The 16,577-nt window shown below is 60.3% G+C and carries 17 protein-coding genes; 3 read left to right on the top strand and 14 right to left on the bottom strand.

The genetic code is table 11. The features are described from left to right. Nucleotides 1-35 precede the first annotated feature (35 nt). The 3 genes from crl to gpt all read right to left on the bottom strand — a co-directional run bounded on the left by crl (nt 36) and on the right by gpt (nt 2,507). A complete protein-coding gene (crl, locus tag ACP39K_RS06780; RefSeq protein ID WP_004930258.1) occupies nt 36-437 on the bottom strand; it encodes a sigma factor-binding protein Crl in 402 nt (133 codons plus the stop codon). A 60-nt stretch (nt 438-497) separates the two neighbouring features. After that, entirely contained in the window at nt 498-1,745 is a 1,248-nt protein-coding gene (gene frsA / locus ACP39K_RS06775) for an esterase FrsA (RefSeq protein ID WP_016928979.1), read from the bottom strand. 303 nt (nt 1,746-2,048) lie between these two features. Beyond that, entirely contained in the window at nt 2,049-2,507 is a 459-nt protein-coding gene (gene gpt, locus ACP39K_RS06770; protein ID WP_004930253.1) for a xanthine phosphoribosyltransferase, read from the bottom strand. Between the two features lie 339 nt (nt 2,508-2,846). Here gpt and pepD point away from each other — a divergent pair, with 339 nt between their 5' ends. Next, on the top strand, nt 2,847-4,307 hold the full coding sequence (gene pepD / locus ACP39K_RS06765) for a beta-Ala-His dipeptidase (RefSeq protein WP_147827512.1): 1,461 nt from the start codon (nt 2,847-2,849) through the stop codon (nt 4,305-4,307). 42 nt (nt 4,308-4,349) lie between these two features. Here pepD and dinB read toward each other — a convergent pair whose 3' ends face one another. After that, nucleotides 4,350-5,411, bottom strand: a complete 1,062-nt coding sequence (dinB, locus tag ACP39K_RS06760) for a DNA polymerase IV (RefSeq protein ID WP_212563024.1) — start codon at nt 5,409-5,411, stop codon at nt 4,350-4,352. Nucleotides 5,412-5,594: 183 nt separating this feature from the next. Between dinB and ACP39K_RS06755 the strand changes: the two genes are divergently transcribed. Beyond that, nucleotides 5,595-6,491, top strand: coding sequence for a glycerophosphodiester phosphodiesterase family protein (locus ACP39K_RS06755; RefSeq protein WP_060444094.1), 897 nt, complete (start codon nt 5,595-5,597; stop codon nt 6,489-6,491). 32 nt (nt 6,492-6,523) lie between these two features. On the opposite strand, the gene nqrM is transcribed toward ACP39K_RS06755, so the two are convergent. Genes nqrM through ACP39K_RS06715 form a run of 8 tightly spaced genes read right to left on the bottom strand, consistent with a single transcriptional unit; the run spans nt 6,524 to nt 13,634 of the window. After that, nucleotides 6,524-6,751, bottom strand: a complete 228-nt coding sequence (gene nqrM, locus ACP39K_RS06750; protein WP_016928987.1) for a (Na+)-NQR maturation NqrM — start codon at nt 6,749-6,751, stop codon at nt 6,524-6,526. Nucleotides 6,752-6,758: 7 nt separating this feature from the next. Then, the gene (locus ACP39K_RS06745) at nt 6,759-7,808 is read right to left on the bottom strand and encodes an FAD:protein FMN transferase (protein WP_497008386.1); all 1,050 of its coding nucleotides are present in this window, start codon (nt 7,806-7,808) and stop codon (nt 6,759-6,761) included. Further along, nucleotides 7,792-9,015 (bottom strand): NADH:ubiquinone reductase (Na(+)-transporting) subunit F, encoded by a 1,224-nt coding sequence (gene nqrF, locus ACP39K_RS06740; RefSeq protein ID WP_028127828.1) that lies wholly within the window; start codon nt 9,013-9,015, stop codon nt 7,792-7,794. The genes ACP39K_RS06745 and nqrF overlap by 17 nt, the downstream gene beginning before the upstream one ends. Nucleotides 9,016-9,030: 15 nt before the next feature. Further along, entirely contained in the window at nt 9,031-9,627 is a 597-nt protein-coding gene (gene nqrE / locus ACP39K_RS06735; RefSeq protein ID WP_004930235.1) for an NADH:ubiquinone reductase (Na(+)-transporting) subunit E, read from the bottom strand. Nucleotides 9,628-9,633: 6 nt separating this feature from the next. After that, a complete protein-coding gene (locus tag ACP39K_RS06730; RefSeq protein WP_004930232.1) occupies nt 9,634-10,263 on the bottom strand; it encodes an NADH:ubiquinone reductase (Na(+)-transporting) subunit D in 630 nt (209 codons plus the stop codon). Beyond that, on the bottom strand, nt 10,256-11,050 hold the full coding sequence (locus ACP39K_RS06725; RefSeq protein ID WP_015376731.1) for a Na(+)-translocating NADH-quinone reductase subunit C: 795 nt from the start codon (nt 11,048-11,050) through the stop codon (nt 10,256-10,258). The genes ACP39K_RS06730 and ACP39K_RS06725 overlap by 8 nt, the downstream gene beginning before the upstream one ends. Further along, complete coding sequence (locus ACP39K_RS06720) at nt 11,040-12,281, bottom strand: NADH:ubiquinone reductase (Na(+)-transporting) subunit B (protein ID WP_016928991.1); 1,242 nt, start codon at nt 12,279-12,281, stop codon at nt 11,040-11,042. Before ACP39K_RS06720 ends, ACP39K_RS06725 begins: the two co-directional genes overlap by 11 nt. Nucleotides 12,282-12,284: 3 nt before the next feature. Further along, nucleotides 12,285-13,634, bottom strand: a complete 1,350-nt coding sequence (locus ACP39K_RS06715; protein WP_028128252.1) for a Na(+)-translocating NADH-quinone reductase subunit A — start codon at nt 13,632-13,634, stop codon at nt 12,285-12,287. Nucleotides 13,635-14,188: 554 nt separating this feature from the next. Here ACP39K_RS06715 and dpaA point away from each other — a divergent pair. After that, on the top strand, nt 14,189-14,959 hold the full coding sequence (dpaA, locus tag ACP39K_RS06710; RefSeq protein ID WP_004930225.1) for a peptidoglycan meso-diaminopimelic acid protein amidase: 771 nt from the start codon (nt 14,189-14,191) through the stop codon (nt 14,957-14,959). Here the strand turns inward: dpaA and ACP39K_RS06705 are convergent. Then, nucleotides 14,894-15,697: a class II glutamine amidotransferase gene (locus ACP39K_RS06705; RefSeq protein WP_004930222.1), complete on the bottom strand. Its 804-nt coding sequence runs from the start codon at nt 15,695-15,697 to the stop codon at nt 14,894-14,896. The genes dpaA and ACP39K_RS06705 overlap by 66 nt on opposite strands. Before the next feature lie 101 nt (nt 15,698-15,798). After that, nucleotides 15,799-16,380: a D-sedoheptulose 7-phosphate isomerase gene (lpcA, locus tag ACP39K_RS06700; protein ID WP_004930220.1), complete on the bottom strand. Its 582-nt coding sequence runs from the start codon at nt 16,378-16,380 to the stop codon at nt 15,799-15,801. Nucleotides 16,381-16,577: the final 197 nt, after the last annotated feature.

Genomic DNA, 16,577 nt, shown 5'->3' with positions numbered 1-16,577 from the left:
AACGCGAAATCAGCACAATACGTGGTCAAACGGGGTCAGGCGGAGAGTTTGATCAGTTTTTCTTTGAAATCGTCGGCGGGTTCCAGCCCCAGCTCCATGGTCGCCAGCAGCTCGCCCAGGCGGCGATGGAAGTCGCGCAGGGTGTCTTCCAGCTTGGCGTTCACTTCATCATCCTTAATGTTTTGCGCCGTCCAGTCGCCTTCCTTGTCGAACAGGCCGAATTGGTACGAATAGGTGAAGCGCGCCTCTTCCGCCTGCAGCTCCATCCACCAGCCCCAGAACTCACGCTTCTCCGGAGCGGGCTTTACATTGACGCAGACGGCCAAACAATCAAAGAAAAAACGGTCGTTTTCACATTGCCCTTCACGCAGGTACGGCCCCAAGCTGGCAAAACGTTTCATTAGTCGGCTTTTAGGGTGACCACTCGGTAACGTCATTCTCTAACCTCCTCAATGTAGACCACTCTTTTTAACAAACTGTTAAAATTTAGCAACTAATTAACGCATTTTGTCCCTCAGCCAACCGGACATCTGCAGCAACGCCCGGTGGAAGCTGTCGTAAACCGGGGTGCGCGGGATGGCGACCAGCTTGCCGCTCACCGAGGAGGTGACGATCAGCTGCGACTCCTCTTTCGGGCTGAGCGTATCGCGCTCCCAGTAGCCGGAGATCATCGGCGTCGGGCAACGGCGCCCCAGCAGCCCCTGCATTTTCAGCGAGTAGCTGTTCAGCTCCACCTTCAGCACGTTGTCCGAGGCGTTAGCCATGCCCATGCGGCTGGCCAGCACGTCCATATACATGTCCGGCACGTTCAACTGGGTGCTGCTGTCGCACAGCAGGCGATGCACCACCGGCCCCAGGCAGGCCACGCCGCGCAGCCGCTGCGGCTCCAGATAGGCCAAGCGCACCGCCACGTTGGCGCCGAAACGGAAGCCGAAAGCGCTCACCCGCTGATGATCCACCCACGGCACCGAGGCCAGCTGGATCAGCACCTGCTGGTGCAGGTAGCTGGAGTCCTGCGTCAGCTTCCACTTGCAGGAGGAGCCGATCGACGGCATGTCGAGCGTCAGCATGGCGATGCCGTGCGGCGCCAGGTAGTCGCGGAACAGACGGTGATAGTCGGTCTGCAGCGTATCGAGACTGCCGCACATCAGCACCGTCGGGAACGGCGCCTCGCCCTTCTCGGGCATGTGCAGGAAACCGGTGACGCAACCGCCGCCTTCGATGCGGAACTCCAGCTCTTTCAGCTGATACGGCAACAGCAGCGCCGCCTCTTCATAAGCGCGGTTGGCGAGCATCTCCGCCTGTTCAGCCAGCTCGTCGCCCTTCAGATGCGGGTAGCCGGCGATGCTGTACAGGCTCGCGGCCTTCAGCCAGTACTCGCCGCCGAGCAGCGGATCCTGCTGCTCCGTCGCCCGCTGCTGCCACTGCATGCCCTGATGGATCCACTCGTAGATCCAGTTGCCGTTGCGGTAGCCCACCACGGTATCCAGCCGCTGCGGGTTGCTGCGCTCGGCGTCCGAGGCGGCGATGCGCGCCAACACTTCGTGGATTTCGATCGGGCTGACGCCGCGCCAGGCCCACAGCAGCGGGTTCAGCATGCGATACCAGCTGCCGGTGGTGTCGCCTTCCAATGCGGAATGCATGGCGGCGCTCACTTTGTTGCGCGCGCGCAGCACCAGCGTCGAGGTTTCAGGGTGTTTGAATTTGGGCTTGAAAAGAATTTCAGAAAGGTTGGCCTGTGCCATGGTAACAACAGCCTCCGTAAATCTGGCGATAGGCCGCAACAGGCCTACTTAACTGGAGGTAGTGTACCTAACTCTGGCGGGATAAACCAAGATAACGCAAACGCCCGGCATAACCGGGCGTCAGGTGGCTGACAAAGGAGGAAAAAGCGTGGTTTTTCCTCCTTTGTGGTTAACGGCCGAAAATCAATAAATTGATTTTCCTGATTTTTTATATCTTGCCTTCGGTAAGCCTGACAACGCCATCACGTTTATCATTAAACAAACGCCCGGCATAACCGGGCGTTGACTTGGAACTGGCTGGGCTTAGCGACCGCCGATAGGGGGAACGAAGCTGACGCCCATGTCCCACGGCTGCTCAATCCAGGTGTCCTGCGGGATGTCGATCACGTAGTCGTCCACCAGCGGACGGCCCGCCGGCTTGGCGAAGATGGTGACGAAATGCGCTTTCGGGTACATGTCGCGGATCGCTTTCGCGGTGCCGCCGGTATCCACCAGATCGTCCACCACGATGAAGCCTTCACCGTCGCCTTCGGCGCGCTTGAGCACTTTCATTTCGCGTTGGTTGTCATGGTCATAGCTGGAAATGCAGACGGTATCCACATAGCGGATGCCCAGCTCGCGCGCCAGCAGGCCCGCCGGCACCAGGCCGCCGCGGCTGACGGCAATGATGCCGGTCCATTTGTCGGCAGGCAGCAGGCGGTGCGCCAGCTTGCGTGCATGTATTTGCAGCATATCCCAGGTAACAACGTATTTTTCGCTCATAGAATCGTGTCCCAGCCGGTTGGTGAAGCGGCTTACTTTATAGTTCAGGGGAAAAAAGGTTGCGCGAGATTATAGAGACTGGCCGCGTTGAATTCCAGCTGTACCGAGGAAAACCTCGCGATTTCCGCCGGGCGGCTTTTCGGTGATTGATGCTGAAAAAGCGAGCGTTCCCGCCGCAAAGCCGTGTGATCAAGCGCTTAAACCGCACAATACGGGGGGCGCACCGCCGGAAATAAAGTGATATTCTCTGACGATCGTGCCACGACGCACAGATACCCGCTCACCTTAACCGCGCGGCACGCCCGTCCTGTCGGAGCCTGCCGTCACAGGAGACTTATAGTGTCTGAATTGTCTCAGCTTTCGCCACAGCCGCTGTGGGATATTTTCGCCAAGATCTGTTCTATCCCGCACCCTTCTTATCATGAAGAAGCGCTGGCGCAGCACATCCTCACCTGGGCCAAAGAAAAGAACCTGCACGCTGAGCGCGATCAGGTCGGCAATATCCTGCTGCGCAAGCCGGCCACCAAAGGCATGGAAAACCGCAAGCCGGTCGCGTTGCAGGCGCACCTGGACATGGTGCCGCAAAAGAATAACGACACCGTGCACGACTTCGCCAAGGATCCGATCCAGCCTTATATCGCCGGCGAGTGGGTGAAAGCGCGCGGCACCACGCTGGGCGCCGACAACGGCATCGGCATGGCCTCCGCCCTGGCGGTGCTGGCCGACGACAGCGTTGAGCACGGCCCGCTGGAAGTGCTGCTGACCATGACCGAAGAAGCCGGCATGGACGGCGCCTTCGGGCTGCAGCCGAACTGGCTGCAGGCGGACATCCTGATCAATACCGATTCCGAAGAAGAAGGCGAAATCTACATGGGTTGCGCCGGCGGTATCGACTTCATCACCACCCTGCCGCTGCAGCGCGAAGCGGTGCCGGCCGGTTACCAAACCCTGAAGCTGACCCTCAAGGGCCTGAAAGGCGGCCATTCCGGCGCCGAGATCCACGTCGGGCTGGGCAACGCCAACAAACTGCTGGCGCGCTTCCTGTTCGCCCATGCGGCGGCGCTGAACCTGCGCGTGCTGGACCTGAACGGCGGCACCCTGCGCAACGCCATCCCGCGTGAAGCCTCCGCGGTGGTAGCGGTGCCGGCGGACAAGGCCGACGCACTGAAAGCGCTGAGCCAGGAGTTCCTGGCCGTGCTGCAGAACGAACTCTCCGCCAAAGAGAAGAACATCACCGTGCTGCTGGAACCGGCCACCAGCGCTTCGCTGGCGCTGAGCGCCGACAGCCAGCAGCGCTTCCTGGCGCTGCTGAACGGCACGCCGAACGGCGTGATCCGCATGAGCGACGCGGTCAAAGGCGTAGTGGAAACCTCGCTGAACGTCGGCGTGGTCACCACCAGCGAAAATGAAGCGGAAATCATCTGCCTGATCCGCTCTCTGATCGACAGCGGCAAAGATTACGTGGTCGAGATGCTGACCGCGCTGGGCCAGCTGGCCGGTGCTAAAGTGGCGCCGAAGGGCGGTTACCCGGGCTGGCAGCCGGACGCCGACTCGCCGGTGATGCACCTGGTGCGCGAGCTGTATCAGGATCTGTTCAACAAGACGCCGAACATCATGGTGATCCACGCCGGCCTGGAATGCGGTCTGTTCAAAAAGCCGTATCCAAACATGGACATGGTATCGATCGGGCCAACCATCACCGGCCCGCACTCGCCGGATGAGCAAGTGCATATCGAAAGCGTCGGCCTGTACTGGAAGCTGCTGACCTCGCTGCTGAAAGCGATCCCTGAGCGCGCGTAATCTGCGCGCTTAACGCAAAAAGCCGGCGACTCGCCGGCTTTTTTATTCCCAAGGCAGCGCCAGCTGCCGCTCCAGCTGCGGATCGAGCAGCGTCACATGCAGCCCCACCAGCCGCACGCCGCGCCCCTCGCGCCGCTCGCGCCACGCCTGCCGCGCCACCGCCAGCAAATCCTGCCGGTTCAGCACCGGGAACACGTGCTCCTGGGTGGTTTGCTGAAAATCCTGAAACTTCAGCTTCACGCCCTGCCGGGCGATGTGCAGATCCGGCTTCACCTTGCGCAGCCGCATCTCCAGCTCGGGATAGAGTTTGTCGATAATCAGCGTTTCGCAGTCTTCCCAGTCGTGAATATCCTCCGCCAGCGTGCGCTCCACCCCCACCGATTTGCGCAGCCGCTCAGGAGAGATTTCGCGCCGATCGATGCCCTGACAGCGCTCCCACAGCACCCGGCCGAACTTGCCGAAGCGCTTGAGCAACTGCGCCAAATCGTATTGCTGCACGTCGGCGCAGGTGATGAGCCCCACGTCCTCCAGCCGTTTGGCGGTCACCTTGCCGACGCCGGGGATCTTGCTGAGCGGCAGCTGCTGCAAAAACGCCGGCACCTGCGCCGGCGTGATCACGTATTGCCCGTTCGGCTTGTTCATCTCGGAGGCGATTTTAGCGAGAAACTTGATTGGCGCGATGCCGGCCGACGCGGTGAGGTTCAGCTCGTCGGCGATCGCCTGACGGATTTCCTGGGCGATCAGCGTCGCCGAACCGTTGCATTGCGGGCTGTCGGTCACGTCGAGGTAGGCCTCGTCGAGCGAAAGCGGCTCGATCAACGGGGTATAGCGGGCAAAGATTTCGCGGATGTGCAGCGAAGCTTCTTTGTAGGCCGCCATGCGCCCCGGCAGCAGGGTGAGATGCGGGCACAGTTTGAGCGCCATCGCCGTGGACATGGCGCTATGCACGCCGTAGCGCCGCGCCGGGTAGTTGGCGGTGCTGATCACCCCGCGGCGATCGGCGCTACCGCCAATCGCCAGCGGGATATCGCGCAGGCTGGGATCGTCGCGCATCTCCACTGCCGCGAAGAAGCAGTCCATATCGACATGAATGATTTTACGCATCGCACCCTCCAATAATACTGTATAAGTATACAGCCAGGTACCAAAAGCTCAAGGCCGCAGGCTTCGAGGAAAGCGGCGTTTCTGACAGATATTTCCGCGTTGTTAAAAAAGCTTAATTTTTCAATAGTATGATTTCCGCCATCCCGTGCGGCTCACCACAACGATAACGACAAGGTACCCTACATGATCAGATTTTCTCATTTGCTGCTGGCTTCCGCGCTGTCGCTAAGCGCGCTGGCGGCCAGCGCCGCCGCCGGTCATGCGCCGGCGATCGTCGCCCATCGCGGCGGCACCGCCGATGCGCCGGAAAACACTCGCATCGCCATCGAAACCGCGCTGAAAAACGGCGCCGACGCCATCTGGATCACCCTGCAAGCATCCAAAGACGGCGTCATCGTGCTGTATCGCCCCTCGGATCTGAAGGCGCTGACCAATCGGCAGGGCCCGGTTTCTGCCTATACCGCCGCGCAGCTGGCCGAGACCGACGCCGGTTGGGCGTTCGCCAAAGGCGATGCGCATCCGTTCCGCGGCCAGGGTATCGGCATTCCGCGGCTGGATGAGGTGTTGAAGGCCTTTCCGCGCGTGACTTTCTATCTGGACATCAAATCCCCGGATGCCGATCCGGCGCAGTTTGGCCAGGCGCTGCTGGCGACGCTGGAAAGCACCGACAGCCTGAATCGCACCCGCGTCTACTCTACCGACGCCAAATACCTGCAGGCGCTGCCGCCGGCCGTCCCGCGCTTCGAAAGCCGCGACGAAACCCGCACGCTGCTGGCCAACGTCACCATGGCGCACCAGTGCGATGTCAAACCGGACAACCGGCAGCCGCGCTGGTACGGGCTGGAGCTGAAGCGCGAGGTGGAAGTGGTGGAGAAGTACACCCTCGGCGAAGGGCGGTCGAAGGCGTTTCTGACCTGGGATAAAGAGTCGATGGATTGTTTCCGCTCGCAGGGCCCGGCGCACATCATTCTGTTCGGCGTCAACACGCCGCAGGCGTATCAGCAGGCGCTGGCGCTGGGCGCCGACGGCGTGATGGTCAACTCGCCGGCCGAGGCGAAAAGTTTCCGCAAGGCGAAATAAAAAAACCCGGCCAGGGCCGGGTTTTCACTTCGCTACAGAATGCGGTGCTTTTCCAACTGCTCGCGCCGCTGCGCCGCTTTGGCTTCGCGCTTTTTGCGCGCATCGCACGGCTCCGGGCAGTCGCAGACTTTCTCCATGCCCAGCGCGGTGATGCCGCCGCAGCTGCCCTGCAGGCTTTTGCGTTTGAACACATAGCCCAGCGACATGCCGCCGACGATCAGCAGGAACAACACGAAAGTAGCGGCGAATACCGTCAACATAGCAACCTCACGAACGCTTTTTCAGATAGGGCTTGAACGCGTCTGAATAACGCTCCTCAAACCCGTCGGCGGTTTTCACGATCATGAACACCGGAATGCCGAGCAGGTTGGCCAGCGCCATGCCGCGCTCCGGCCCCATCACGTTCAGGCCGGTGGACAGGCCGTCGGCGGTCATGCAGGTCGGGCTCAGCACGGTGATCGACACCAGCCGATGATGGATCGGGCGCCCGGTGATCGGATCGATGGTGTGCGAATAGCGCACCCCGTCCTGCTCGAAGTAGTTGCGATAGTCACCCGAGGTGGCGATCGACATCTCCCCCGGTTGGATCACCAGCTGCGCCTGCTGCTGCGCGCCGGCGGTCGGGCGCTCGATGGCGATGCGCCACGGCTTTTGCTCGCCGTTGCGCCCGCGGGTGCGAACTTCACCGCCGATATCCACCATGTAGTCTTTCACGTGTTGCGATTGCAGATACTCCGCCACCACGTCCACGCCATACCCTTTGGCGATCGACGACAGATCGACGTACAGCTCAGGGATGCTTTTCATCAGCGCGCTGCCCTGCACCGCCAGTTTATCGGCGCCGGTCCAGGCGCGGCGGTGCGCCAGCTCCGCCTCGCTCGGCACCTTATCCGGCCGCCCTTCCGGGCCGAAGCCCCACAGGTTGACCAGCGGCCCGACGGTCACGTCCAGCGCGCCATCGGTGACGCGATTGATGCGCAGCGCTTCGCGCACCACTTCGGCGGTGGCCGGCGAAACCGGGAACGGCCGGTCAATGTCGCGGCTGGCGTTGAAGCGGCTGAGCTCGGAATCCGGCCGGTAGGTGGACATCTGATCGTTCACCTGCTCCAGCCGTTTGTCGATCTCCGCCTGCATCTCGCGCGCCGACGGCGTATTGTCGCCGGCCACGTAACGGATCGAATACGAGGTGCCCATGGTTTTACCCGTCAGATCCACCTGTTCCGGCCCGCAGCCGGTCAGCAGCAGGGTGGCGCTCAGCGCCACGCCCGTCAGCCAGTTCTTCGTCGCCAATGCGCGCAATTTAGCCACCAAAGTCATCCAGCATGATGTTTTCGTCTTCGACGCCCAGATCTTTGAGCATCTTGATCACCGCGGCGTTCATCATCGGCGGCCCGCACATGTAAAACTCGCAGTCTTCCGGCGCCGGGTGGTTCTTCAGGTAGTTCTCCAGCAGAACATTATGGATAAAGCCGGTGTAGCCGGTCCAGTTATCTTCCGGCTGCGGATCCGACAGCGCCACGTGCCAGGTGAAGTTTTCGTTCTCCGCCTGCAGCTGGTTGAAATCGTCTTCATAGAACATCTCGCGCAGCGAACGCGCGCCGTACCAGAAAGTGATCTTGCGCTTCGAGTTCAGACGCTTGAGCTGATCGAAGATGTGCGAGCGCATCGGCGCCATGCCTGCGCCGCCGCCGATGAAGATCATTTCGGCGTCGGTGTCCTTGGCGAAGAACTCGCCGAACGGCCCGGAGATGGTCACCTTGTCGCCCGGCTTCAGCGACCAGATATAGGAAGACATGATGCCCGGCGGCACGTCCGGATTGTTCGGCGGCGGCGTGGCGATACGCACGTTGAGCATGATGATGCCCTTCTCTTCCGGGTAGTTGGCCATCGAGTAGGCGCGCACCGTGGTGTCGTTCACCGTCGAGCGGTAGCGGAACAGGTTGAACTTGTCCCAGTCGCCGCGATACTCCTGCGGCACGTCGAAGTCGGCGTAGCTGATGTCGTGCGCCGGCGCTTCGATCTGGATGAAGCCGCCCGCGCGGAACGGCACGTCTTCGCCATCGGGGATCTTCAGCTTCAGCTCTTTGATAAAGGTCGCTTTGTTATCGTTGGAGATAACCTCGCACTCCCATTTCTTCACGCCGAAGATCTCTTCCGGCAGTTCGATCTTCAGGTTCTGCTTCACGTTCACCTGGCACGCCAGGCGACAACCCTCTTTCGCTTCGCGCTTGTTGATGTGCGAGAGCTCGGTCGGCAGGATATCGCCGCCGCCCTCTTTGATCACCACCCGGCACTGGCCGCAGGAACCGCCGCCGCCACAGGCCGAGGAGACGAAAATCCCCTGGCTGGAGAGCATGTTGAGCAGCTTGTCGCCCGCCGGCGCATGGAAGCTCTTATCCAGATCGCCGTTGATTTCCACCGCAATGTCGCCGGTATTCACCAGCTTCGACTTGGCGAACAGGATCAGCAACACCAGCACCATCACGATGGCGGTGAACATTGCTACGCCTAAAATAATTTCCATAAATTCTTCCCGCCTTTACAACTGAACACCGGAGAAGGACATGAAGCCCAGCGCCATCAGTCCGGTGGTGATAAAGGTAATGCCCAGGCCGCGCAGCCCTGCCGGCACGTTGGCATACTTGAGTTTTTCGCGGATCCCCGCCATGGCGACGATCGCCAGCATCCAGCCGGTGCCGGAACCAAAGCCGTACACCACCGATTCGGCGAAGTTGTAGTCGCGCTGCACCATGAAGGACACGCCGCCGAAGATGGCGCAGTTCACGGTGATGAGCGGCAGGAAGATGCCGAGCGCGTTATACAGCGACGGGAAGAAACGATCGAGGATCATCTCCAGAATCTGCACCAGCGCCGCAATCACGCCGATGAAGGTGATGAAGTTGAGGAAGCTCAGATCGACGCCTTCCACCAGCGCGCCGTCGCGCAGGATCAGGTTGTAGACCAGGTTGTTCACCGGCACCGAAATGCCGAGCACGATGGTCACCGCGATGCCCAAGCCAAAGGCGGTCGAGACCTTCTTCGATACCGCCAGGAAGGTACACATCCCGAGGAAGAACGCCAGCGCCATGTTCTCAACGAACACCGCGCGCACAAACAGGCTGATATAGTGTTCCATCGGCCTTTACTCCTTTTCGATCTGCGCCGGCTTCAGGGTGCGCAGCACCCAGATCAGCAGGCCGATGATGAAGAACGCGCTCGGCGCCAGCAGGAACAGGCCGTTCGGCTGATACCAGCCGCCGTTCTGCACCGTTTCCAGCACCGGCACGCCGAACAGCTTGCCGGAGCCGATCAGCTCGCGCAGGAAACCGACCAGCACCAGGATCACCCCGTAGCCCAGCCCGTTGCCGATGCCGTCCATAAAGCTCTCGATCGGCGGCGACTTCATGGCGTAGGCCTCGGCGCGCCCCATCACGATGCAGTTGGTGATGATCAGGCCGACGAACACCGACAGCTGCTTGGAGATCTCAAACGCATAGGCGCGCAGCAGCTGATCGACCACGATCACCAGCGAGGCGATGATCGCCATCTGCACGATGATGCGCACGCTGTTGGGAATATGGTGACGGATCAGCGAGATGAAGAAGCTGGAGAACGCGGTCACCAGCGTCACCGCAATGGTCATCACCACCGCCGTCTCCAGCTTGGTGGTCACCGCCAGCGCCGAACAGACGCCCAGCACCTGCAGGGCGATCGGGTTATTGTCGAACAGCGGCCCCAGCAGGACCCGCTTTATCTCTTTGGAATCAGCCATTTTTCAGCGCTCCTTCACGAACTTTTTTCAGGAACGGGCCGAAGCCGTGCTCGCCCAACCAGAAATCAAACGTATGCTGTACGCCGTTGGAGGTCAGCGTGGCGCCGGACAGGCCGTCCACACCATGCACATCCCCCTGACGCGCGCCGCCTTTCACCACGCGGATCGCCGGCTGGCCATTGTCGTCGAACAGCTGCTTGCCGACCCACTGCTGGCGCCAGGACGGGTTCTCGACCTCCCCGCCCAGCCCCGGGGTTTCCCCCTGGTCGTAGTAGGTGATGCCCTTGACCGTGTTGCCGTCATTATCCAGCGCCACGAAGGCGTACATCATCGACCACAGACCGGTGCCGTATACCGGCAGCACAATCTTGTTCACCTGGCCGCTTTCATCGCGCACCAGGTAGATTTCCGCCTGGTTGCTGCGGCGCTTGATGCCGGCCGGATCGTCGCCCGCCGCCAGCGCCACGCTTTTGGCGTCGTCGCGCAGCGCGGCGCCCAGATCGAACGCCGCCGCCTTGCCGGCGACAAACTCGCCGCTGTTCAGATCCACCAGGCGCGGTTCGATGCGCTCGCTGTACAGGCGCTTGACCTGCTCGCTCTCCATTTTCGGCTGCAACAGGCCGGCTACGTCGAGAATATTGCGCTGCTTGTCGAGCAGCTTTTGCTCCTGCTGTTTGGACTTCAGGCCGACGGCGGAGCCCGCCACCACCACTGAACACACCAGACACAGCAGCAGCACTACCAGCAGCGTTTTACCGATGCCGTCGTTTTTCGCTTCATTCGCCACGGGCTTTTCTCCGCTTGATGTTGGCCTGCACCACCAGATAATCGAACAGCGGCGCGAACAGGTTGGCGAACAGGATCGCCAGCATCATGCCTTCCGGATAGGCGGGGTTGACTACCCTAATCAGCACGCACATCACGCCAATCAGAATGCCGTACCACCATTTCCCCTTATTGGTGAAGGAGGCGGAAACCGGGTCGGTCGCCATAAAGATCATGCCGAAGGCGAAGCCGCCCAGCACCAGATGCCAGTACCACGGCATGGCGAACATCGGGTTGGTGTCCGAACCGATGGCGTTGAACAACAGGGCGGAAGCCACCATGCCGAGCATTACGCCGGCGACGATGCGCCAGGAGGCCACGCGGCCGAACAGGATAATCGCCCCGCCGATCAGGATCATCAGCGTGGACACCTCACCGATCGAGCCGGGAATGTTGCCGAGGAAAGCGTCCAGCCAGCTGATGGACTGGCCGGTGGCCACGTTGCTCAGGCTGTGCGCCCCGCCCGCGCTCCACTGCGCCAGCGGCGTCGCGCCGGAGAAACCGTCCGCGGAGGTCCACACCAAATCGCCGGAGATCTGCGCCGGATAGGCGAAGAACAGGAAGGCGCGGCCGGCCAGCGCCGGGTTGAGGAAGTTGCGCCCGGTGCCCCCGAAGATCTCTTTGGCCACCACCACGCCGAAGGTGATGCCCAGCGCGGCCTGCCACAGCGGCAGGGTCGGCGGCACGATCAGCGCGAACAGGATGGACGTGACGAAGAAGCCTTCGTTGACCTCATGCTTGCGGATAATGGCGAACAGCACTTCCCAGAAGCCGCCGACGACGAATACCACGGCGTAGATCGGCAGGAAGTAACAGGCACCCAGCACCATCTTGCTGACCCAGCCGGCGTCGGCCGCCAGCGAGGCGCCGAGCCACTGCGCCAGGCGATAATGCCAGTCGCCCGCCAGCACCTGTTGCAGCGCGTCGCCGCTGTACAGATGGTGCAGCGCCGGGATAGCCTGCTGGCCGACGTTGTACATGCCCCAGAACATCGCCGGGAACACCGCCAGCCACACCAGGATCATCATGCGCTTCAAATCGATGGCGTCGCGCACGTGCGAAGCGCCGCGCGTCACCGTGCCGGGGGTGTAAAACACCGTGGTGGTCGCTTCATACAGCGGGTACCACTTTTCCAGTTTGCCGCCCGGCGTGAAGTGATGCTCTATCTTCTCGAAATAATTCTTCAGGCCCATCGGTTATCCTTCCTGCTCAATCTTGGTCAGCACCTCGCGCAGCACCGGCGCGTACTCATACTTGCCGGGGCAAACGAAGGTGCACAGCGCCAGATCTTCCTCATCCAGTTCCAGGCAGCCCAGCGCTTGCGCGCTGTCGCTGTCGCCCGCCAGCAAATCGCGCAGCAGCAGCGTCGGCAAAATATCCAGCGGCATCACCCGCTCATAGTTGCCGATCGGCACCATGGCGCGCTCGCCGCCGTTAGTGGTGGTTGAGAAAGCGAACAGTTTGTTCTTCAGGAAGTGGCCCAGCGTGGTGCGGGTAATGGAGAATTTGTTCGGTGAGGGCACGATCCAACCGAACAGCTCTTTGTCGCGCCCTTCCTCCAACACCGACACCTGCGAGTGGAAGCGGCCGAGCCAGGCGTTCGGCCCGGCGGCGTGCATGCCGTTCAGCACCGAACCGGAGATCACCCGATTCTCGCCGCCTTTCAGGCGGCCGGCGGTCAGCTCATCGAGGCTGGCCCCCAGGCGGGTGCGCAGCAGCGCCGGCTGCGCCACCTGCGGCCCGGCCAGCGCCACCACACGGCGGGTATCGAGCTTGCCGGTGGTGAACAGCGTGCCGATGGCGATGACATCCTGGTAACCGATGTGCCAAACGATTTTCTTCAGGCTGACCGGTTCAAGGAAATGAATGTGGGTGCCCGCCAGCCCGGCGGGATGCGGGCCGGCGAATTCGCTGTAGGCGATCTGCGAGCCGCTTTGCTGCCCAACCGAGGCGCCGGCGGCGTGGCATACGTGTACCTTGCCCGCCGTCAGACGCGCCAAGACCACCAGCCCGGCGTTGAACGCCGCCTGCTGTTCGGCGATGATCACCTGCGGATCGGCGGCCAACGGTTGGGTATCCATCGCGGTGACGAAAATGGCGCGCGGTTCACTGCCGGGGCTTGGCGTTTTGCTGAACGGGCGGGTGCGCAGCGCGGTCCACAGGCCGCTGGCGATCAGTTCGCTTTCGACCTGTTCACGCGGCAGCTGGCTCAGTTCACCCAGCGGATAGTGCGCAAACTCGAGCTGATCGTCGCCGCCGTTTTCCAGCGCAATCACCACCGATTGCAATACGCGCCGCTCGCCGCGGTTAATCGCGGCGATGCGGCCGCTGGCGGGTGCCGTGAAGAAAACCCCGGGGTTTTTCTTATCTTCGAACAACGCCTGGCCTTTCTTAACGGTATCGCCTTCCTGCACCAGCATGGAGGGGCGCATTCCGACATACTCTTCCCCAAGCAGGGCGACATGCTGAATGTTCGGGCCATCTTGGATCGCCTGAACCGGAACCCCGGCTATCGGCAGATCTAACCCTTTTCTGATCTTAATCATAGGATTTATACGATGTAGTTTGGTTTACACGTCTGCCCGGCCCCAGAGGCGGGTGCGGACGATGCCAGGATTGCCGGGCAGTGCGCACGACGGCACGCCCAACATGAACTTTCTCGCAGTGAATATATGGGGTAACGCGCATTCCCTTGATTCCCCCCTCTCCGTTATTTGCGTGACAATCGATGTGTTAACGGCCTGTAGCCAAATAACCACCGAAACGGCCGGGTTATATGCCATAACCCCCGCCGCTTCAATCGCCACCGCGCGTTAAATTGAAGAGAGAATATTAACATTGTTCGCAACATTGTTCTGCGTTCCGTCGTGACTTGGGTCAAGCAAACGCAATTAAATTTCGCCTGTTTTTCACTACTTATCGTTAAAATCTGCCGGTCATTTCACTTTTATCGAGCTTTGTCGTTTTTTTATACATATCACGTATTGCTAAAAATAAACGCGCTGGTAATCTGGCGGTGTTTTGCAGCAGTAAAAACAATAATCAGTGGCATGCTGGCCAGGTTGATTACGCCGGCAGATAAATATAAGCAGGAATTATAATGAGCAAAATCGCGCTGTTGTTTGCGATGCTTGTTTCTATGCCGATGATCACGGCCTGCAGCGCCAGCGAGCAGGTACCCGAAGCGCCGGTAGTTAAACAGCAATTATTGGGTTCGCCGGTCTATATTCAGATCTTCAAAGAGGAACGCAAGCTGGAATTGTATGCCAGAATGGGCAATGAATTCCGCCTGGTCAACACGTTCCCGATCTGTAATTTCTCCGGCGGGCTGGGTCCTAAACGTCGTGAAGGCGACTTTAAAAGTCCTGAAGGCTTTTATAGCGTTGACGCGCGCCATCTGAAACCCGACAGCAAGTATTATCGGGCGATCAATATCGGTTTCCCTAACGATTACGACAAGTCGCAGGGCTATTCCGGCGCTTATCTGATGATCCACGGCGAATGTAAATCGATCGGCTGTTACGCGATGACCAACACCTATATGGATGAGATCTATCGCTACGTCGAAGCCGCCTTCGCCTATGGCCAAAGCCGCGTCGACATCAGCATCTACCCGTTCCGCATGACCGAACAGAACCTGAAACGCCATGCGTCATCCAGCTATATCGCCTTCTGGCGCCAGCTGAAGCCGGGCTATGATTACTTCGCGAAGAACCGCCAACCGCCGACAATGGGCGTGGTCAATGGCCAGTACGTCTTGGGTCAACCGCTGATGAGCAGCGGCGGCATGATGACGCAGTACGCGTCAGCCAGCCCGACGCCCAACACCAACCCCTTCGCTCAGAACAAGCCGCTCACCGAAGTGAAATAACGCGAACTCGCCTGGCTCAATCTTGTGCCAGGTTTCGTTGGCGGTCAGCGGTTGGGTGGCGATCACCGTGACCACATCGTTCGGTGTGGTCTGTTGCTGAAAATCAATCTCCACGTCCTGATCAAGCAGCGTCGCCTTGCCGAACGGCGCGCGGCGCGTAATCCAATACAGGTTGGTGGAGCAATACGCCATCACGAAGCGCCCGTCCGACAACAGCATATTGAATACCCCTTTCTTGCGCAGTTGGCTCGCCAACAGGCCAATGTAGCGGAATACCGCCGGCCACTGGCTCGGGGTGCGCGGATATTTCAGCGCCAGCTGGTGCAACAGCCAGCAGAAGGCATATTCGCTGTCAGTCTGGCCGACCGGGCGGAACGTGCCGGTATCCAACTGACGATAGCCTTTCAATTGGCCGTTGTGCGCGTAGGTCCAGTTGCGGCCCCACAGTTCGCGGGTGAACGGATGGGTGTTTTCCAACGCCACTTCGCCGCGGTTGGCCTGGCGAATATGGGACACCACCGCGCAAGACTTGATCGGGTAGTCCTGCACCAGGCGGGCGATCGGCGAGTTGAAGCTCGGCTGCGGATCCTTGAATGTGCGGCAGCCGTTCCCTTCATAGAAGGTAATGCCCCAGCCATCCTTATGCGGCCCGGTGCGGCCGCCGCGCTGTACCAGGCCGGTAAAGCTGAAGCAGATATCGGTCGGTACGTTTGCGCTCATCCCGAGCAGTTCACACATCGCCAGCACCCCTTAACCACACTGACACAGACTGTGCGGACACGGCATACATGCGGCGCCCGCAGTCTTATTCATGGGGAGCCGCAGCCCCCCGAAGGCTATTACGCCTTAACCATCTCTTTTTCGATCAGCTGAATCAAGATGTGAATCGCTTTAATGTGGATTTCCTGAATGCGATCGGCGTAACCGAAGTGCGGCACGCGAATTTCCACATCGGCGGAACCCGCCATCTTGCCGCCGTCCTTGCCGGTCAGGGTGATCACTTTCATCCCCTTGGCACGCGCCGCGTCGATAGCCTTGATGATGTTGCCGGAGTTGCCGGAGGTGGAAATGCCCAGCAGCACGTCGCCTTCGCGGCCCACCGCTTCCACATAGCGCGAGAACACATACTCATAGCCGAAGTCGTTGCTGACGCAGGACAGGTGGCTCACGTCCGAGATGGCAATCGCCGGGTAGCCCGGGCGGTTTTCGCGGTAGCGGCCGGTCAGCTCTTCGGCGAAATGCATCGCGTCGCAATGGGAACCGCCGTTGCCGCAGGAAATCACTTTACCGCCGGCTTTGAAGGAATCCGCCAGCAGCACCGCCGCGCGTTGGATGGCGTCGATGTTGGCGTCGTCATTGATAAATTTCGCCAGGGTATCAGCCGCTTCGTTCAGTTCACTGCGAATAAGGTCGTGGTACATGAGGAACCTCTTGTTATCGTCAAATCTTCCGCTCCGCAGTGTACCGGATCGCGGAAACAGCGAGAAGCATTCTCGGCCAAACAGCGCGCCGGTTAAGGAAGCGGAGAGGTTTTTGATGATTGGTGCTGTCAGTTTGTGACCTGAGTTGTAATTAAACTGTAAACGCATTGATAAAAATTCTGCCTTGTACTAAAACC

The sequence above is a fragment of the Serratia sp. EC4 genome (assembly GCF_059652115.1).
The sequence above is the reverse complement of the archived record's forward strand: the minus strand, read 5'-3'. Positions and strand labels throughout refer to the sequence as shown.